Source organism: Variovorax sp. GW821-FHT09D05, from assembly GCF_059416325.1.
Map to the genome: position 1 here is coordinate 512116 of NZ_JBWKOZ010000005.1, position 19589 is coordinate 531704.

General features: G+C 66.0%; 10 protein-coding genes. 2 read left to right on the forward strand and 8 right to left on the reverse strand.

What is annotated here, in order from left to right; all coding sequences use genetic code 11:
- Window positions 1–24: 24 nt before the first annotated feature.
- Window positions 25–5643, forward strand: a complete 5619-nt coding sequence (locus tag AC07O3_RS16720) for an alkaline phosphatase D family protein (RefSeq protein WP_495339850.1) — start codon at window positions 25–27, stop codon at window positions 5641–5643.
- A 43-nt stretch (window positions 5644–5686) separates the two neighbouring features.
- Here AC07O3_RS16720 and AC07O3_RS16725 read toward each other — a convergent pair whose 3' ends face one another.
- The 5 genes from AC07O3_RS16725 to AC07O3_RS16745 form a co-directional block, all read right to left on the reverse strand.
- Window positions 5687–7015, reverse strand: coding sequence for a TolC family outer membrane protein (locus AC07O3_RS16725; protein ID WP_495339851.1), 1329 nt, complete (start codon window positions 7013–7015; stop codon window positions 5687–5689).
- Window positions 7016–7018: 3 nt separating this feature from the next.
- Window positions 7019–8386 (reverse strand): HlyD family type I secretion periplasmic adaptor subunit, encoded by a 1368-nt coding sequence (locus AC07O3_RS16730; protein WP_093080546.1) that lies wholly within the window; start codon window positions 8384–8386, stop codon window positions 7019–7021.
- 44 nt (window positions 8387–8430) lie between these two features.
- Complete coding sequence (locus AC07O3_RS16735) at window positions 8431–10155, reverse strand: type I secretion system permease/ATPase (RefSeq protein ID WP_093058137.1); 1725 nt, start codon at window positions 10153–10155, stop codon at window positions 8431–8433.
- The gene (locus tag AC07O3_RS16740; protein WP_495339852.1) at window positions 10152–11945 is read right to left on the reverse strand and encodes a type I secretion system permease/ATPase; all 1794 of its coding nucleotides are present in this window, start codon (window positions 11943–11945) and stop codon (window positions 10152–10154) included. The genes AC07O3_RS16735 and AC07O3_RS16740 overlap by 4 nt, the downstream gene beginning before the upstream one ends.
- Window positions 11946–12034: 89 nt before the next feature.
- Window positions 12035–15787: a DUF5801 repeats-in-toxin domain-containing protein gene (locus AC07O3_RS16745; protein ID WP_495339853.1), complete on the reverse strand. Its 3753-nt coding sequence runs from the start codon at window positions 15785–15787 to the stop codon at window positions 12035–12037.
- A gap of 523 nt (window positions 15788–16310) precedes the next feature.
- On the opposite strand from AC07O3_RS16745, the gene AC07O3_RS16750 reads away from it, so the two are divergent.
- On the forward strand, window positions 16311–16847 hold the full coding sequence (locus tag AC07O3_RS16750) for a LuxR C-terminal-related transcriptional regulator (RefSeq protein WP_495339854.1): 537 nt from the start codon (window positions 16311–16313) through the stop codon (window positions 16845–16847).
- 39 nt (window positions 16848–16886) lie between these two features.
- Here the strand turns inward: AC07O3_RS16750 and AC07O3_RS16755 are convergent, their stop codons facing one another.
- Genes AC07O3_RS16755 through AC07O3_RS16765 form a run of 3 tightly spaced genes read right to left on the reverse strand, consistent with a single transcriptional unit; the run spans window position 16887 to window position 19557 of the window.
- A complete protein-coding gene (locus AC07O3_RS16755) occupies window positions 16887–17657 on the reverse strand; it encodes an ABC transporter permease (protein ID WP_093058140.1) in 771 nt (256 codons plus the stop codon).
- 11 nt (window positions 17658–17668) lie between these two features.
- Window positions 17669–18526 (reverse strand): ABC transporter ATP-binding protein, encoded by an 858-nt coding sequence (locus tag AC07O3_RS16760; RefSeq protein WP_093058141.1) that lies wholly within the window; start codon window positions 18524–18526, stop codon window positions 17669–17671.
- On the reverse strand, window positions 18526–19557 hold the full coding sequence (locus AC07O3_RS16765; RefSeq protein ID WP_093058142.1) for an ABC transporter substrate-binding protein: 1032 nt from the start codon (window positions 19555–19557) through the stop codon (window positions 18526–18528). The genes AC07O3_RS16760 and AC07O3_RS16765 overlap by 1 nt, the downstream gene beginning before the upstream one ends.
- Window positions 19558–19589 lie beyond the last annotated feature (32 nt).

Here is a 19589-nt window from a genome sequence, read left to right on the forward strand (position 1 = left end):
CGACCAACCCGCGAGGAGTCGAACATGAACAACGGAGGCCGCCACCACGACGATGCCCCGGGCGACCGTCTGCTCTCGGAGGGCGCTGAAGTGCTGGTGCGCGAGATCGTCGCGGCACCGCCCGACGCGCTGCACTGCGAGGTGCTGGTCATCGGCAGCGGCTACGGCGGCGCGGTGGCGGCGGCACGGCTGGCGGGCGCGCTGCCGGTGGACGCATCGCCGGGCACCGCACCGAGCGTGGTACCAATCAGGGTCTACGTGCTGGAGCGCGGCAGCGAATACCTGCCGGGCGAATTTCCGGCCACCTTTGCCGAGCTGCCGGGACACGTGCGCTTCAGCATGCAGGACGGCAGGCCCGCGCGCGGCAATGCCTCGGGGCTGTTCGACCTGCGCCTGGGCGGCGATGTGAATGCGCTGCTAGGCAACGGGCTGGGCGGCGGGTCGCTCATCAATGCGGCAGTGATGGAACGCGCAACGCCCGATGCCTTCGAGGGCGGCGCCTGGCCCGCGGGCCTCGACCTCGCCGCGCTGGCGGACGGCTACGACAAGGCCGAAGCCATGCTGGGCCTGGAGCAGATCCCCGAGAGCGTGTCGAAGCTCGATTCCTTGCTGAAAGCCGGTGCGCGGCTGCATGCGGCGCGCGGCAAGGCCCACGTTGCGATCGCCTTCGCCGACGGCACGCGCACGCCGGCCCAGGTTGCGATGCATGGCTGCCTGCGCTGCGGCGATTGCGTGAGCGGCTGCAACCACCGCGCCAAGAAATCGCTGGACACCAACTACCTGGCGCTGGCCCATGCGCGGGGCGCGCGCCTGTTCACTGGTGGCACCGCGCACCGCATCGTGGCCCTGCCGGGGGGGGCCGGCTATGCGGTCGAGTTCTTCTTCACCAACCGGCGCAAGGCACGCACCGACAACGCCCGGCCCTACGTGGTGCGCGCGCGGCGGGTGGTAGTGGCCGCAGGCACGCTGGGCTCCACCGAGCTGCTGCTGCGCTCCAGGGCCGCGGGTCTGCCCGTCTCGCAGGCGCTGGGCGCGGGCTTCTCGGCCAACGGCGACATGATTGCGGTGGCGGCCGGCCAGGACGACGAAGCGCTGTCCAGCGCGGCCGAAGGCGACGCGCCGGCGCAGCGCGGCATCGGGCCGACCATCACCGGGCTGCTGCGCACCCGCGCGAAGCAGGGCGAGCGCCCGCTGGTGATCGAGGAGTTCGCCATTCCCGCGCCGCTGCGCCGCCTGCTGGCCGAAGTGGTGAGCACCACAGACGCCCTGCAGGCGCTCGCGCGCATGGACCTCGACCTGCACGCGCCGGACGAGGTGCACGATCCGCTGGCCGTGGACGACGACATGCTGCGCCGCACGCCGGTCTACGGAATGATGGGCGACGACGGCGCCGCCGGCACCATCGAACCGGTCGGCCAAGGCGGCAGCGACGCGGTGCTGGCCGACGCGCAGGTGCGCGTCGCGTGGAACAAGGTCGCGGCCCTGCCGGTGTTCGCGGCGCAGATGCGTGCGCTGCATGTGGCTCACGACGGCGCCGGCGGGCTCGGCGGACGCGTGCTGCCCAACCCGCTGTGGAATCCGCTCCCGCCGTTTCGCAGCCTCGAGTCCCTGGTGGCTCCGGTGGGCTCGGTGCTCACCGTGCACCCGCTGGGCGGCTGCCGCATGGCCGAAGGGCGCGAGCGCGGCGTGGTCGACAGTTGGGGCCGCGTCCACGACGGTGTTGCCGATGCCGCGTTGTTGCCTGGCCTGGCGGTGCTCGACGGCTCGATCGTGCCGGTGTCGCTCGGCATCAACCCTTCGCTCACCATCGCGGCACTGGCCGAGCGCGCAGTACCGATGCTGGCCGCGGACTGGGGCCTGGCGCTGGCGGATTCGCCGCAACCCCCGGCGTCGGAGCGTCCGTTGCGCCGTGACCTGACCCATCCCCGCACGTCCGCGCCGACGCGTGTCTCGATGTGCGAGCGGATGACGGGCCGCGTGCACATCGACGGCCAGTCCTTCGCTTTGAGCACCGAGGTGGAATTCGAGCCCGTCGACATACCGGCCCTTCGCGCGACGCCGCGCACGCTGGCCCAGCCGGCGGTGATCCTTCGCTTCGGCAAGGGCAACAAAGCGCCCATCGCGCATTGCACCGGCACCGCGTCGATGCTGGTGCGCGAGAAGTGCGACAGCATCGAGCGCATCCTGCGCAGCCACGCGCTGGCGCGCAGGAAGCTGCAGGCGCTGGCGGAGGTCCTGCTGCCTTCGCGCGCGTCCGTGGCGGGCCCGAACGGCGGCAACTGCGAGGAGAACCTGGCCTTCGACGGTCCGGTCATGGCCGACCTGATGGCGCTGTGTTCCCACCTGGGGCAGGTGCGCCTCATCGAATACGACTGGACGGTGGCGCGGGTCGAGAACGGCGCGCCGCTGAAGGAGGGCGATCGGCTGCGGCTCACCAAGCGCATCGCGTTCGTCGAGGGCGGCAACCCGTGGCGGCAGCTGAGCGAGGGCGAGCTGCAGCGGATCGGCCCCCTCGGTGAGGAGCCGCTGGGCCGGATGGTGCTGGACCCTTCCTACTTCGTCGAGAAGCTGCAACCCCTGCTGCGCGTCGAGCACCAGCAGGACATGCCCAACCAGCTGGGCGACCTGGCCGAGCTGGCGCTGTGGGTGCTGCGCATCGTGCTGCACATTCACCTGCTGCACTTCGTGCCGCCGCCCGACTCGCCGAAGCGCGACTGGGAGCGGCTGCCCGGCGAGGTGTACGGCGTACGGCCCGAGCCGGTCGAGCTCGACACCGCCGCCGGCCCGGGCAGCGCGCCGCCGCGGCTGCTGTCGCGCTACCGCCCGCCGGCGCGTCGCGCGGGCACGCGGCCCGTGATGCTGATCCACGGCTACGGCGCGAGCGGTTCCACCTTCGCGCACAAGAGCATTCCCGGCAACCTGGTACACAGCCTGCTCGAGGCCGGGCGCGAGGTCTGGGTGCTCGACCTGCGCACCAGCATCGGCTTCTCGTGCCGGCCGCGGGCCTACTGGTCGTTCGACGAAGTGGCGGAGGCCGACATTCCAGATGCATTGCGCACCGTGCAGGCGGCGTATGCGACGCCCGACGAAGTAGCGCCCGTCCAGGTCGACGTGGTGGCGCATTGCATCGGCGCCGCCATGTTCAGCGTGGCGGTGCTGCGCCTGCCGGGGTTGCATGCGTCCATTGGCGCGGTGGTGCTGTCGCAGGTGGGGCCGCTGCTGCGCGCCACGGCTTTCAACCGCTTCCGCGGCTATGTGGCGGGCTACCTGCAGCAGTTCATCGGCATCGACGAGTTCGACACGCGACCCGCGCTGACGCACACGCAGCGCCTGCTCGTCGACGGCCTGCTGGCGACCTTTCCCTACCCTGATGAAGACGGCGAAGCGCAGCGCCTGCGCAAGGCACCGGGCTTCGCGGCCGTACGGCACCGGGCCGACGCGATCTTCGGCCAGACCATGCGGCTACACAACATCGGCAAGGACACGCTCGATGCGCTCGATTCGATATACGGCTTCGTGAAGCTGCGGGGCCTCGCCCAGGTCGGCAACTACGCCCGCGAAGAGGTGCTGACCGACGCCGGCGGACAGGGCCACGCGGTCGGCTTCGAGCAGCTCGGCGAGCGCTTCGACTTTCCGGTGTTCATGCTGCACGGGCAGCGCAACGCGGTGTTCGACTGGCGTGGCTCGTACGAGAGCTTCTGGCTGCTGAAGCGCGTGTTCGGCAAGGACGGTGGCCTGCCGCGGGAGCCCCCGGAGCTGCCGGACCCGCCAGACTCCTCGAACCTTTCGGGGGGCGACCTGTTCCTCGGCGAAGGCACCCCGCACCAGCTGCTGGTGCTCGGCGCCTACGGCCACCAGGACACGCTGATCGGCGAGAAGGCCTGCAGCGACGTGTTTCCGCGCATCGTGCGGTTCCTCGAGGCCTTCGACAAGAAGCCCGGCCCCGACACGCCGGTGCCGCCCGACTGGCGGGCCAGCCTGCCGTGGACCGGCCCATGGCTCGGCCATGCGAGCCGCGTGGCCGGCAACGCGGGCCGGCTGCATTGCCGGCTGGCGCTGCGCCCGCCGCCCGCGCATGTGTCGGCGCGCGCCGTGGTCTTCGTGCCCGCGTGGCGCCGCGGCGGGCGATGGTGCTTCGACTTCGCATGGATGGTGGGACTGCAGACCACGCGCGAAAAACTCCTGCAGGAGGCGGTGGAAATCGACCTCTTCGACGACCGGCTCGCCGAGTACCAGGGCTTCGCGGTGCTCACGGCGCACGACGACCTGCCCATGGCACGCGGCCCCGTCGACGTGCTGGGCCGGCGGCTGGAGGCCGGGCTGTTCGCGCAGCCGCAGGACGAGCCGATCGAGCCCATCCGCCGCCAGGTGATGCAAACTCTGGACGCAGCGACCGACGCGCAGCGCGAGCGTGCCGTGGTGCGCCTCGACCCCGCATGGACGAGCGCCGTGCAGCGCGAGGGCGAGCCCGCACAGGCCGCGCTGTGCTTCGCGCTCGCCAGTTGCCAGTACGTGCCGGGCCTGGTCGACCGGGTGCCTGCACAGGCGTCGTACCGGCGGCTCGCGCAGCGGCTCGAGGTGCTCGCGCCACCGCACAAGCCGCAACTGCTGGTGCTGGCCGGCGACCAGGTGTATGTCGACCAGACCGCGGGGCTCTTCGTGCCGGCGGGCGGCGACGACGTCGGCCAGGCCTATGCGCTCACCTTCAGGCTGGAGGCGCTGCGCCAAGTGATGGCCTCGCTGCCGACCTATCCGCTGCTCGACGACCACGAGGTGATGGACGACTGGGAGCCGGGCCCCGACCCCTATGGAACGCCGGCCGTGCGCGCCGCGCTCGACGGCTACTTCGCGCAACAGCACAAGCTGGTGCACGACATCGGCCCGGGCCGCGACCAGCGCCCCTTCGACTACCGCATTGCGCCGGCCGGCTTTCCGTTCTACATGCTCGACACGCGCAGCACCCGCCAGCAGCGGGCGCTGCGCACCGCAGCGCAAGCCGCGACCCCTGCCGCGCCGCTGGACCAGGCGGCGATCCGTGCCGAGGCCGGCATGGGCGACCTGAAGAAGTGGCTGGAGGCCGCGCCCGCCGGACTGCCCAAGTTCATCGTGTCGCCGGTGGCGCTGTTCCCGATGCCGCGTGCGGCCGTCTTCGGCGACCCCGCGCAACGCCTGGGGTTGGACGACTGGAGCGGGTACCCGGCCTCGCAGCGCGCGTTGCTCGAACTGCTGCGCGACACCAGCGCGCGCCACGTGGTGGTGCTGTCGGGCGACCGCCATATGTCGAGCGTGTCGAGCCTCTGGCTGCAGGCGGCGGGCGAGCCTGTGGAGGTGATCTCGGTCGTGTCCTCGGGCCTGTATGCACCCTGGACCTTCGTCAATGCGCGGCCCGACGCGTTCTGGCTCGACGGCCAGGTCGACCTCGGCGCCACGCCAGGAGCCTTCGGCGCCACCATGGTCACGGCGGCCGTGAGCACCGGCAACGGCTTCGCCGTGCTGCAGGTGGAGCGCGGCGCCGCCGGCCATTGGCGGATCGGCGTCACCCTCGACCTGGACGACGGGCTCACGCAGTGCCATCGCGACCTCGATCCGGCCTGCGGCAGCGGCTGGACAGTGGAGGGACCGGCGCGCTTCGCTCGCGTGTAGCGCCTGTGTGTCCTCGGCCTGCCGATTTAGATCGCTGCCGCCGTCAGCGCGTGAGCCAGCCGTTGAGCTCGTCAATGACTTCGGCTTTGGCGCCGCCAGAGAGTGCCTGCAACCGTATCCGCGACATCAGGTAGACGAAACGGGCCTGCGCTAGATCACGCTGGGCGGAAACCTTCTGATGTTCCGAGTTCAGCACGTCGGGCAAGGTGCGGCTGCCGGCCTCGAACGAGCGGCGATTCGAGATGACGACCTGCTCCGCGGAGCGCACCGCCTGTTCAAGGGCCTTGACCCTCAAGATGCCTTCGGTCACGCCGCGGAACTCGCGATGCAGTCGCACCCCGAGGTCGCGGCGCAGGGCTTCGAGGGCCTCTTCTGCCCGCTGCTGGTCTGCGAGCGCCTGCCTCACGGTGGAACTCACATGGCCGCCCGAATAGAGAGGAATATTGAGCTGCAAGCCGATGGACCTGTTGTTGTAACGGGTCTTGATGCTGGTGATCGTGTCGCTGTCGTTGCGGGACCACTGGGCGATGGCGTCCAGCGTCGGGTAGTGACCTGCCTGTGCCTTCTCCAGCTCGTGCCGGGCTGCTTCAACCTGGGCGCCGAGCGACCGGAGTTCCGGGCTGTTGAGCTCGGCCCGCTCGATCCAGTCTTCCACCCGGTCGGGCGCCGGCCGAACGAGCCGCATCCTGGACGGGTCCAGCGACGCCAGCCCGTCGATCGGGCGGTTGACCAGGCTCTGGAGTTGCCTGCGTGTGAAGTCCAGGTTCTGGCGCGCCTCCAATTCCTGTGCGACGTTGAGGTCCAGGGCCGCGCGTGCTTCATCGATATCGGTGCGCGTGCCGAAACCTGCACCGAGCCGCTTCTGCGCGGCATCGAGCTGGGTCGTGTAAGCCGTCTTTTGCGAGAGCACCAGCGCGAGATGCTCCTCGGCCAGCAGTGCCTCGAAATAGGCGCCGCTCACCCGAACGCCGACGTTTTGCAATTCGCGTTCGAGAATCGCCTCGGCATCGTCGACCTGCGCCCGAGCCTGGCGGTAGTCGGCCATCTGGTACATGCGGAAGATGGGTTGCCTCAAGCTCAGCACTTCGCTGCTGCTGGTGTAGCGCAGGTTGGACGTGACGAGGTGCCCGGAGGCGTCCGGCGAAGTTCTCTCCAGCCAGTTCCGATAGCGCGAGACGCTTGCCGACAAGTTGGGAAGCAGTTGCGCGCGGGCCTGCGGCAGGCGTTCGCGCCGGGCATCCGTGGCTGCCCGCACCGACCGGATCGTCGAGTCCTGTTCCAGTGCTTCCCCGTAGGCCTGAGACAAGTCGAGCGACCAGGCCGGCCCCCAGAGAAGGCCGGCAGCAGCGAATGCCAGCGCGGTTTCTTTCACTGCTCACTCTTCCGTCATGGAGGCTGCGATGCGCTTGGTGAGCGGATGCAGGAGGTAAATGAGCAGCGAGCGTTCCCCCGTCTTGAAAACCACCTCGACCGGCATGCCAGGCTGCAGCGAACGTTTGCCCAGCTTTCTCAGGCCCTCTTGCGTCACCGCCACTCGCGCGAGGAAATAACTCGTGTTGGTCTGGGGGTCCGTCAACAAATCGCCGGAGACCGAAACCAGCTTGCCCTGCACCACGAGCTGCGGAGAATGGGCGAACGTAGAGAAACGCACGTCCACCGGTATGCCGGCGTGGACGCGGTCGATCAGATGAGGCGGCACTCTCGTTTCAAGCAGCAAGGGCTCGTTGGCAGGCACCACATCCATCAGTTTTTGCCCCGGTGCGATCACGCCGCCCACGGTCTGCGCCACCAGTGCCACCACCTGGCCCGAAGCGGGCGAGCGGATCTCGGTGCGGCCCAGTTCGTCCCGCAAGGCGAGGAACTTCTCGAAGTCCCCAAGCACCTCGCGGCTGACTTCCGCCTGCTGCGTTTCCACTTCCTTATGGTATTCCTGCTGCCTGGCAATGGCACGCTGGCGAAGCTCCGCGACCGACCGCCGGGCCCGGCCCGTGTTGCCGATGAGTTCGGCAATGAATGTGCTCGACTCCGCGATTTGACGCTCCATCTCCAGCTGGCGATTGCGCGGGGCATACCCTTCGGCGACCATCTTGCGTGTCTGGGTCAATTCCTCGTCGAGAAGCGAAAGCTGGGTCCGGCGGCTGCTCAACATGCTTGCGTAAGCCTGGGACAACGCTTGCTGGCCCTGGATGTTCTCTTCGATCGATTGCAGGTCGGCGCGCAAGGCGGCGCGGCGCGACTTGAGCAGTTGCTCCTGGTTGAACATCTGCTGCCGGATCAGCGGGTCCGTGGCTGCCGCCTGCAAGTCCGGATGGAAGTCGATGGCGTCCTGTCCCCCCTGTTCGGCCAGCAGGCGGCCTTGTATGGCGCGAAACCCCAGGTAGCGCTGCCGCACGGTTTCGAAACTCGCTCTGGCTGCGGCGTCGTCGAGCTTGAACAGCAGCTGGCCTTCCTGGACTTGATCGCCTTCGCCGACCCGCACCTCCTTGAGGATGCCTCCGATCTGGTGCTGGACAACCTTACGCTTCGTGTCGATGGCGACCTGCCCCTGGCTGGGCACGCCTTCGTCCAGCGGAGCAAACGCGGCCCACAGCAGAAACCCGCCGAATCCGGCGACCAAGGCCCACACGCCGATTCGCCCTGCGCGTCCGAACTCGTTCCCGAGTCCATCGGCATCCTGCGACCGATCGTCCTTGGCAGGTGAGGGGATGGAAGTCACGTCTCTGAGAAGATTCGGTTTGGCCATTTGGAACTCCTTGCGAGATGAGTCGAGTACAGGACGGCGCCGGATCAGGCCGACTGCACCAGGGCCGCCGGTCGCACGTCAGGCTGAGGGCGACGAAAAGACGCGAGCACGGCATCTCGTGGTCCGTCTGCTGTCAATTCGCCATCGCCCAGAACCATGAGGCGGTCGGCCACGGCAACCGCGCCCTGGCGGTGGGTTACCAGGAACACCGTTTTCCCCTTGGCCTTCAATTCCCGTATGGCTCGCAGCAGCGCTGCTTCCCCGTCATCGTCCAGGTTGGCATTCGGCTCATCCAGAACAATGAGCGACGGGTCACCATAGAGCGCCCGGGCCAGTCCGATTCGTTGCCTCTGCCCTCCGGAAAGCAGGTGGCCCGCGTCCCCGATGAGGGTGTCGTAGCCTTTGGAAAAGCGCAGGATCGTCTCGTGCAGGCCGGCGCTGCATGCGGCCTCTATGACCTTGCGCGAGTCGACCTCGCCGAGCCGCGCAATGTTCTCGGCAATGGAGCCTGCGAACAACTCGACGTCCTGCGGCAGATAGCCAAGATGCGGACCCAGCTCCAGACGGTTCCAGCCTCGGATCGGCACGCCATCGAGCAGCACCGCGCCGCGGGATGCGGTCCAGATTCCGACCATGACTTTCACCAGCGTGGACTTGCCCGAACCGGAAGGTCCCAAGAGCGCGACCACTGTTCCTGCGGGGACCGCAAAAGAAATGTTCTTCAGGATGGGCGCCGCGCGCCCCGCAGCCCCCGCAAAGATGCCTTGCAGGCTGATCTCGCCGGTAGGTCCGGCCCGGGGAGGGACAGGGGCCTGCCCGGGGAAGTCGGCCAACAGCTTTTCGAGACGCTCGAGTGCAGCGCTGCACGAGACAAAACCCCGCCACGTGCCGAGCAACTGGTCGATGGGCGCGAGGGCGCGGCCCATCAGCACATTCGCCGCAATCATGGCGCCCGGCGACAACTGGCCATCGATCACCAGCAGCGCGCCCGCCCCCAGCGCGAGCGACTGTTGGCTGTAGCGTATGAATTTGCTCCAGCCGGCGACGCGATTGACAAAGCCATGAGCGGAAGTGCTCTTGTCCATGCAGGCCGCATGCTGGCGGTTCCAGCGCTTTTGCAGATTGGCGACCATGCCCATCGATTCGAGCACCTCGATGTTGCGAAGCTTGCCCTGCAGGTCGCTCATCGTCTCGCTCGCGGCTTTCAGGGCCGCTTCCGATGGCGCGACGGTCTTCCTCTGTCCGAACCAGGCCAGTGCGACCTGGACCAGGGCGAACCCGAGCGCCAGGACGCCGAGCCAGGGATGAAGAAAGAAGATCACCGCGATGTAGATCGGCGTCCAGGGTGCATCGAAGAGCGCAAAGACGCCCATGCCGGTCAGAAACTGGCGGATCTGGTTCAGGTCTGCGAACGGCCTTGACACGGTGGATACCGACTGGCCGAGGTAGGCCTGAAAGCTCCCGTTGAACACCCGGGTGCTCAATTGCCGGTCGAAGCGCAGGCTGGCCCGCACCAGCAGACGCGAGCGCAGCCATTCCGACAAGGCCAGCGCCCCGAAAAGAAGCAGCGTGATCAAGGAAACCGCGAGCAAGGTCAGTTCACTCTGACTGGCAAGCACGCGGTCGAATATCTGCAGCATGTAGATGGTCGGCGCGAGCATGAGCAGATTGGTCAGGAAGCTCAACGATCCAACCAGCAAGAACTCTCTTCGGAACCCCCAGAGAGCGCGCCCCAGTTCGCTGCGGTTGAAGAACGCAGGTTTCTTCATGGCAGTGGGTGCGGCTGAAGCGCGATGCTTGCAGCGTTTCCGGCATCGCGCCGCTTCGATGCAAGGCTGCTTTCTGCCTTGCGCATCCGATCCGCCGCCTGCTCGGTGGCTTGCCGCAGCGCAGCCAGGACCTCGTCGCGTGCGCCGAACGCCTGCATCGTGCCGTCGCACAGCACCAGCATCTTGTCCGCCACGGCCAGCACACTGGTGCGGTGCGTCATGACGACGAACGTCGTGCCGCGCGCCTTGAGATTCAGGATGGCGCTTGCCAATGCTGCGTCGCCGGCGTCGTCGAGGCTCGAATTCGGTTCATCGAGCACCACCAGCGCTGGCTCGTCATAAATCGCGCGCGCCAACGCGACCCGCTGCCTCTGCCCGCCCGACAGCACGGCCCCTTCGGGTCCGATCGGGCTGTCGTAGCCCAACGGAAGGCTCGTGATGTACGCGTGCAGGTCGACGGCCAATGCTGCCGCTTTGACCTTCGAAGGTCGCACCTCCCCGAAGCGCGCGAGGTTCTCGGCCAATGTGCCGTCGAGCAATTCCACATCCTGCGGCAGATAGCCGATGTGCGGGCCGAGTTCGCTCTTGTCCCACGCGAACACGTCTGCGCCGTCCAGCCGCACCTTGCCGCTCGCTGCAGGCCAAAGGCCGACGATCAGGCGTGCCAGGGTCGTCTTTCCCGCGGCAGAGGGACCCACGACGGCAAGCACCTCGCCGGGCGCCAGGGCGAAGGCCACGTTCTTCAGGATGGCCGGACCATTGCCTGGCGCGCCTGCCACGAGGCTTTCGACTTGCAGCGCGCCTTTGGGTGGTGGCAAGGACATCGTTTCCGGTCTCGGGGCAATGGCGCTCAACAGGCTGTCCAGGCGTTGCCATGCATCGCAGACATTGACCACCGCGCGCCATTGCGTCACGAGCTGCACCAGCGGCGCCAAGGCACGGCCGCCCAGGATCGAGCCGACAACCATCATTGCGGCATTGCCATTGAGCGGGTTCTTCAGCAGCAGCCAGGCGCCCAGGCCGAGCAACAGGGAACCCATGGTGACCTGCAGGAACTTGCTGACGGCCTGGCAGGCCCCAGCACGGTCCGAAGCCAGGGCCTCGCGCTGCAGGAAATCGCGTCGCTTGCCCATCCAGCGGCGATGGACGTCCTGCAGCATGCCCATCGACTCGATGACCTGCGAGTTTCTCAGCGCAGCGTCCGCATACTGCTGTGCTTCGATCGCGCATCGATTGGCCGACACCAGCGGCGGCCGCGTGTTCCGGTCGTTGATCCAACCGACAAACACCTGCAGCAGCGAGCCCACGACAGCCGACCAGCCCAGCACCGGGCTGATGGCGAACAGCAGCCCCATGAAGACCAGCGAAACCGGCGCTTCCATCAGCGCCAGCAATGGCGGCGAATACAGGAATTCCCGCAAGGTCCGCAGGTCGTTGAGCGGTTGCACGGTTCCGCCCGGCAACCGCTTGAGCCCCGCTTCGAAGACGGCGACGAACACGCGGTTGCGCATCTTCTGATCCAGTTTCTGCCCGGCCCGGTACATCACTTCCGAGCGAGCCCAATCGAGTACTTCCATCAGGCAGTAGGCGGCCAGAACCAGCAATGTCAGCATGGCCAGCGTGAGCGTGCTGCGACTGTTCACGACGCGCCCGTACACCTCCAGCATGTACCCGCTCGGAGCCAGCAGCAAAAGGCCGGAGCAAACACTGAACCAGGCCGCCCGTACGAAGTAGGAGTGGAGCGTTGTCACCGCCTGCCGCAATTCGCCAGACTTTTCCTGAGGCTTCATACCACCCCGTAGGTTCGACATCAGTACGCCTGAATACAGGCCAAGTGAGAAGGGGCAGCATTTCTGCTGCCCCCTTGCTCCAGAGCTCGTTACGCGATCGCCTCCGTTTGCTGGGTTGTGCCTATCAGGTTGGCCACGCCATCGATCTCCAGGTGGACATCGAAGTTGAAGCCTGCGAAGTCGGCATCGCCGTCGATCACCTGACCCACAAAGTTCAGGTCCACGTCCGAATTGATCGTCGCCGACGTGATCACATCGATCTTGATGATCTTGAACACATCGTTGTCCGCCGTATCGGCATAGTTCGAACCGGTCGCGGTCAGATTCACCGCGTTATGGCCGCTCAGGCTGATACCCGTGCCAGTGATTTCTTCGGTGCTGCTCAGGACCTGCACGCCCGTGATCTGGAAATTGGCGCTGTCGTAGTCGTCCTCGCCGATGCTGACGACCTTCAGGCCTCCTCCGGCCGATTGATAGTCCGCCGCGGAGTTGGCGATCAGAAGCCTGGTCGTGGTGGTGTTGGTCGACGCATTGAACAGCTTCAGCAGAACCGCCACATCTTCGCCGTCCGTGATCTGATCGATCGTGATGTTGATCGCGTCAGCGTAGGCCGTGTCCGTACCGACGATGGTCGCCCCGGGTCGCTGCGGCGGGCTCGTCAGATTGGGGTTGCTCACCGGATTCGATTTGTAGAAGTCGAAGTTCAGCAACTCGCCGGCTTGGACGGTATCGGAGTTCACCCCGAGGGTGTTGGTTGCGACGTTGACAAAACCCGCGGTCTGGCTGGTGAAGGTTTCGCCCGTCAGGAACGCGTGATTGCCGCCCGCCAACAGATCGCTGGAATCACTCGGAGGCGAGGAGGCCCTGGCTGACAGCACGCCGAAAAAGTCGTTGCTGTATTTCTGGACCACGATCTCCGGCGAGTTGTTGCCTTCCGTGTCGTAGTTGAAGGATGCCAGCGGCGCACTCGTGGAGAACGTCGTTTGTCCTCCGAAGACCTGATCCAGATCGAAGGCGTAAGTACCGTCTGTCTTGTTGAAGACGACCGTGCCTGTTGCCGCCTGCGTTGTCGTCGACGTTGGCCCGGGGTAGTAGTTGAAGCTGAAGTTGTAGGTGACGGTCGTGGCGTCTTCGGCAAAGTGAGAGACGGCTGTATCGGTGATGGGCCGCCCGCCGCCGGTCGTTCCGGTCAGGCTGTTCAGCACGATGCCGTCGGTCGACGAGTTGTCCACGTCGTCGGCGCCAATGGAGAAGTTGTAGGTTCCCGCAATGGGCTGCGCGTCGTTCGCTCCGGTGAGGTCGGAGATGGCGGTCACCGTCGGGCCGTCGTCGTCGAACTTGATGTTGGCGCCGATGTTGAGCACCTTGGAATCGGTCGCGGTGTCGCCATCGCCATCGGTGAGCGTCACGGCATTGGTCAGGGTGATCAAGGTGTCGGCCAGCGTGGCCTGCTGGGCCGCGTAGTTCGACGAAGCACCCGGCAGCGCGTGGTCGATTTCTGCAAACTGCTGCAGCGTTACCGAACCGGCGCCACTCACGGCGACATCGAAGATGATGTTGGCTGCCGAAATACCGGCCTCGGTGGCGGAGGTCGAACCTATGACCGTTCCGGCAACCAGGTACAGCCTGATGACCGCACCGTCACTCGTGAGCCCGGATGCGCCGCCCTGCGTTGCCACGCCGAGCGCGAAGGTCGATGCGGTGCTGCCCGCCCCGTCGGCGCCATAGCCACTCGAGGTCACGCCGAAGGCCGTCGCGAAGTCCTGGGTGGCGGAGTCGGTGGCTGCCCCGATGGTCTGTGCGTCCTGGATATTGAGCAGCGTCGTGTCGGTGGGCGCTGCCAGCACGATGGACGGGCCGTCGTCGTCGAACTTGATGTTCGCGCCGATGTTGAGCAGCTCGGAATCGGCGGCGGTGTCGCCATCGCGATCGGTGAGCGTCACGGCATTGGTCAGGGTGATCAGATCGTCGGCCATCGTGGCCTGCTGGGCCGCGTAGTTCGACGAAGCACCCGGCAGCGCGTGGTCGATTTCTGCAAACTGCTGCAGCGTTACCGAGCCGGTTGCGTTCACGGCCAGGTCGAAGACGGTGTTGGCTGCCGAGACGCTGGCCTCGGTGGCGGAGGTCGAGCCGATGACCTTGCCGTTCAGCAGGTACAGGTAGATGGTGGCGCCATCGCTCTTGAGCCCGGAGTCTTCGCCCTGCGTCTTCACGCCGAGCGCGAAGGTCGAGTCGGTGGTGCCTGCCCCGTCGGTGCCGAAGCTGCTCGAAGTTGTGCCGAAGGCCGTCGCGAAGTCCTGGGTGGCGGAGTCGGTGGCTGCTCCGACGGTCTGTGCGTCCTGGGTGTTGAGCAGCGCCGTATCGGTGGGCGTTGCCAGCACGATGGACGGGCCGTCGTCCTCGAAGACCATCATGGAGCCGACCTCTGCCGTTGCGTTGGAAACCCGCAGCAGCCGGAAGCCTCCGATGTCGAAGTCCGCGTGGGTGTTGCCCGAGGCATTGAGGTCGGCCCCGTTTTCGATGAGTACGCGGTTGTGGTCCGCTGACGTCGTGTATTCGATCGAGTAGCCGGACTTGACGCCGGTGATTGTTGCGATGCCGCCGGTGACGCTGATGACGATGGCCGAACTCTGTCCGCCCTCGGCGCCGTTCGAGAAGGTTTCCAGGGCCGCCCCGGTGACGGAGTCGAGCACGCGCACGCTCGTGATCGAAATCACCTGGTCGCCCGAATAGCCCTCGATGAAACTGTTGCCGGCCTCGAGCGCCGTGCTGTATGCGGTGATCTTGACCTGGGCGGTCTTTCCGCTTTGCAACTGCACAACGTCGAAATCGGCAGTCCTTGCTCCGAACATGCCGGTGAAGTCGATGTTCGATTCCAGATCGGCCTCGTTCTGGTCCAGGGTCGGAATGGTGACGTCCGCCCTGGCGCCGGTCACGAACGTGAAGCGGATGCCTTCCTGCTCGGTGATCATCTGGCTGTTGGTGCCAAACGTGGTCGGCCCGCCGGCCTTGCTGGTGTTGATCGTGTCGCCGGTCGTGATGTTGATATCGTCGGCGGTGCTGTTGGGGTTGGCCCCGGACTGATTTGCCGGGTCCTTCCCCGTCGCGATGATCGACACGTCGGAAATCCGGCCGTTGACGATCGTCGGATTGTCCTTTGTGAACATCAGGAACAGGTTCTGGCCGGATGGCGCGCCTGCGAGGTTGAACTCCGTATCCTGGCTGACACTGACGAAGACCTTGTCGAGCAGGTTGACTGCATCGTCGGGGTTGGTGGCATCCGGGTCCGATATCGCTTCGTACTGGACCATCCAGATCTTGGCGCCGGTCACCGGGGTTCCCGTTTCCTCCAGGTAGGCGGCGAACACGACGACATTGAGGGCGGTCTTCCCGTAGACGACGTTGTTGTTGGTCGTGTCGGTGTAAAGGAAGATGTCTTCGCCGTCGGCTGTATTGAGGCCGCTGTCGAAGCCATTGAGCGGAGCGCCGTTCGTGTCCGTGAAGGACACATCGGTGACCGTGCCGGAGATGCTGAATGTGAATGCGTTGGTGCCGGTATTGGACCCGTTGTAGCCACTCAACGCGGCGTTGATGGCGGTCCCGACACTCTGGGCCGCCAGGCGGCTGCTGAAGGCAGTCGGCAGCGAGCTTGCGGAGATGTCATTGTCGTTACTGTCGCCGGCAACGGCGGGAGTAGCGGCAAGGTTCTGCAGATTGGCGGATTCGTCCAGGGTGACGGTCGAGCCAGCCGTCAAATTTAGCGCGGGCATAAACACTCCTTGGTTGAGAAAAAACCCGCCGATCGGAATCAGTGCACCCGATTGAGGCGCGTTCGCCGTCAATCAACCAGGCTCACGTATCAGCAGAGGAGGCATGCTGTGCCGTCAGACGGCGCCTTGTCCATGGGATAAAAGTTGTCACCCAAAGGATGACGCGTCGTGCCGGGCGTGCGCTCTCATGCCCTTAACCTTTTGATACCTTGGGAGGTCCGCGGACCTATCTGCACGATGGTGCGGTCTTTATCATTAACCTCCGGATACCTCCAAAACAAGTGCCCCGGGGGAAGCCATGGAAGAAATCCCACTGTCGTCTGCTGGGCTGGAACCTGCGTGGAACGCAGATCCGCGGCCGTTCACGCAAGACTTCCGCCCCCCGTCGCCATTTGCGCCACCCACGCTGTGGACATCGAGCTGTTTTCAGCCGGCTTGCCTGGAGATTCCATCTCCTGCCCCGTGCCCTGCGGTCGAAGTCCGTGTTCCGGTTCTCGTCGCAACCTGTCCAGGTCGCGCATCGCCGCTGTCCGGGCTGGGCCTGTTGGCCTCGAGGCAATGGGCCGAGCAGATGTATCAGGTCGAGTACGCGGAAATGAACAGCATCTCTGACCTGGAAGCCTGCTGCCGGCAGCAGGCGCCTCGTTTGCTGTTGGTGGACATCGCGTTGATTTCGCCGGAGAGAGTCAACAAACTGGACGATCTGCGCCGCCGCTTTCCAGCCACCGACTGGCTCCTCGGCTGGGAGGAGCCCTCCATGCTGGGGCTGGATGCAGCGATCCGGAGTCAGGCGCGCGGCTGCGTCGAGTGGGCAGCGAGCGCAGAGCAGTTCGCGCAATCGCTGGATGCCGTGCTGGCGGGCACCTTGGGCTTCCCGGGCCCGGTGTTGCAGGCACTCTATCTGTCTGTGCTGCGATTGAAGGCAGGCGGCGGGCGGCCGGCGTCCTGCGCGATATCACCTGCAATCAAACTGACCGCACGCGAGGACCAGGTGCTTTCGCTGATGTACCGGGACATGACCAACAAGCAGATCGCCGAGCGACTCGGCATCAGTGTCAACACAGTCAAGAAGCACCTCGCCCACGTGTTCGCGAAGCAGGGGCAGCACAGCCGGCGCTGGCATCTCACCTGATCCGTGGCAGGCACCGATGTTGAATCCGGCGCGGCCTACTTACTGATTCTGCGAACCCCGGTGCGCCCAACCCGTGGTGTGCTTCTCGATCACGCTGAAGAGCTCGTACATCAGCATGGCCATTGCGCCCACCACCATCAGGCCCGCGAAGGCCAGGCCCATCTGCATGGCCGAGCCGGCGGAGATCAGCAGGTAGCCGATGCCTTCGTTGGCGGCGGTCATCTCGCTCACCGTGGTGCCGACAAAAGCCAGCGTGATCGCCACCTTCAGCGAGCCGAAGAAGTAGGGCATGGAACGCGGCAGGCCGATCTTCATGAGCACGTCCCAGCGCTTGGCGCCGAGCACGCGCAGCACGTCTTCGAGTTCCGGCTCCAGCGTGGCGAGGCCGGTCGCGATGTTGACCATGATCGGGAAGAAGCTGATCAGAAAGGCCGTGAGAATCGCCGGCCCCACGCCGATGCCGAACCACACCACGAGGATAGGCACGAAGGCCGCCTTGGGCAGTGCGTTGAAGGCGGTCATCAGCGGGTAGATCGCCGCGTACGCGATGCGCGAGCTGCCGATCACGAAGCCCAGCAGAACGCCCACCACGATCGCCAGGCCAAAGCCGGCCATCGTGACCCAGAAGGTGCGCCATGCGTGGCCCGCGATGATTTCCTTGTATTCCCAGAACTGCGTCCAGATGCGCCAGGGGCTCGGGAAGATGAAGTCCGAAACCTCGAAGCCAGCGCAGATGACCTGCCACAGGATGAGCACCGCGACCAGCAGCAGCCATGGCGACCAGCGTTCGATTTGCTTGGTGTTCTTCATGGTGCGCCCGCTCAGTGAGACACGGCCGCGGCCGTCTGCGCCGCGCTGATGCCGGTATTGCGGATGGCTCCGATGTGCCCGCGCAGCTCCAGCACGATGTCGGTGAACTCCTTCGTGTAGGTGAGCTCGAGTTCGCGCGGACGCGGCAGGTCGATCTCGCGCTTGACCACGAAGCGTCCCGGGCTCTTGCTCATCACGTACACCGTGTCGGCGAGGAACACCGATTCGCGCAGGTCGTGCGTCACCAGGATCACGTTGAACTGCTGCTCGGTCCAGAGGTCGCGCAGGATGCACCACAGCTCTTCGCGCGTGAACGCGTCGAGAGCGCCGAAGGGCTCGTCGAGCAGCAGCATCTTGGGCTCGTGGATGAGCGCGCGGCAGATGCTCGCACGCTGCTGCATGCCGCCCGAGAGCTGCCACGGAAACTTGTCTTCATAGCCCGCAAGGCCCACCTTCTGCAGCAGTTTGCGTGCGCGCTCGACGTATTCCTTGCGCTTGGCCTTGAAGTTCGAGCGGTAGGGCTCGACGATTTCCAGCGGCAGCAGCACGTTGTCGACCGTGGTGCGCCACGGCAGCAGCGACGGCGCCTGAAAGGCCATGCCCGATATCTTGAGCGGCCCGGTTACAGGCTGGCCGTCGATGCGGATGCGGCCCATCGACGGCATCTTCAGCCCGGTGGTCAGCTTCATGAAGGTCGACTTGCCGCAGCCCGAGGGGCCGACGATGGCGATGAATTCGCCGCGCTTGACCTTCAGGTCGATGGCCTCGACCGCGAAGTGGTTGGCGCGCAGCAGCTCTTCGTTGTAGGCGAGCCAGACGTCCTGGAAGTCGACGAAGGGGGCAGCCGCGTCTTGCGATGCGTCCGCCATCACTTGCGCAGGATGTTCAGTTCAGCGGCGGGCGGCAGCAGCGAAGCGGTCCACACCGCGTCGGGGCTCACGCGCGTCTTGGTGTTGAAGGCGTCCGACACCTGCGAGGCCATCAGCGACATGCGGCCTGCGTTGACCGCGCCGAAGCCTTCGGCGCGTGCGTCAGGGCTGTTGATGACGGTGTCGATGGCCAGTTGCAGGCGGCGGGTTTCGAGCTTGCTGTCGATGATGCCGTCGCGCGCCTTCACCGATTCGATGGCCACGGCCGGGTTGGCAATGACTTCCTTCGCGCCCTTGGCAAAGGCCGAGAGGAATTTCTTCACTGCCGCCGGGTTCTCCTTGATGAGCTTGGGCGAGGCGATGATGACGTTGCCATACAGCTTCACGCCGTAGTCGGGGTAGGGCAGCACCACCACGTCGGCCGTCTTGGCGCCGCGCGCCTCGAGGTTGAGCAGCGAGGTGAAGGTGAAGCCGGTGATGGCGTCGATGTCGCCGCGCATCAGCATGGTTTCGCGCAGCGTCGGGTCCATGGCGGTCCAGTTGACGGCGCCGATGTTGTTGGCCTTGGCGAAGATCGGGAACGCGCGGCGGCCCGCGTCGAACACCGGCGCGCCCAGCTTCTTGCCGGCAAGGTCGGCCGGCTTGGTGATGCCGCTCTTCTTGAGCGCCATGACCGAGGCCGGCGTGTTGTTGTAGACCATCATCACCGCGACCGGCTTGTTGGGGCTGTCGGGGTTGTTGGCGTGAAATTCCATCAGCGCCGCGAGGTCGGCAAAGCCCATGTCGTAGGCACCCGAGGCCACGCGCGTGACGGTGCCGCCCGAGCCGTTGCCCGCGTCGATGGTCACGTCGAGCCCGGCCGCCTTGAAGTAGCCCTTGGCCGCGGGGTGCAGGAACAGCGCGGCCGGCCCTTCGAAGCGCCAGTCGAGCTGGAACTTGATCGGCGTCGGGCTCTGTGCAAGGGCCGGTGTGAGGCCGAAGCAGATGGCCGAGGCGGCGAGGAAGGACTGGAGCAGTTGGCGCTTGTTCATGCGGAGATCGATCCGTTAGGGGAAGGTGAATG

Coding starts and splice junctions, on each gene's coding strand:
- AC07O3_RS16760 (WP_093058141.1), bottom strand. CDS start 18,526: ATGGCGGACGCATCGCAAGACGCGGCTGCCCCCTTCGTCGACTTCCAG.
- AC07O3_RS16735 (WP_093058137.1), bottom strand. CDS start 10,155: ATGAAGAAACCTGCGTTCTTCAACCGCAGCGAACTGGGGCGCGCTCTC.
- AC07O3_RS16750 (WP_495339854.1), top strand. CDS start 16,311: ATGAACAGCATCTCTGACCTGGAAGCCTGCTGCCGGCAGCAGGCGCCT.
- AC07O3_RS16765 (WP_093058142.1), bottom strand. CDS start 19,557: ATGAACAAGCGCCAACTGCTCCAGTCCTTCCTCGCCGCCTCGGCCATC.
- AC07O3_RS16720 (WP_495339850.1), top strand. CDS start 25: ATGAACAACGGAGGCCGCCACCACGACGATGCCCCGGGCGACCGTCTG.
- AC07O3_RS16730 (WP_093080546.1), bottom strand. CDS start 8,386: ATGGCCAAACCGAATCTTCTCAGAGACGTGACTTCCATCCCCTCACCT.
- AC07O3_RS16755 (WP_093058140.1), bottom strand. CDS start 17,657: ATGAAGAACACCAAGCAAATCGAACGCTGGTCGCCATGGCTGCTGCTG.
- AC07O3_RS16740 (WP_495339852.1), bottom strand. CDS start 11,945: ATGAAGCCTCAGGAAAAGTCTGGCGAATTGCGGCAGGCGGTGACAACG.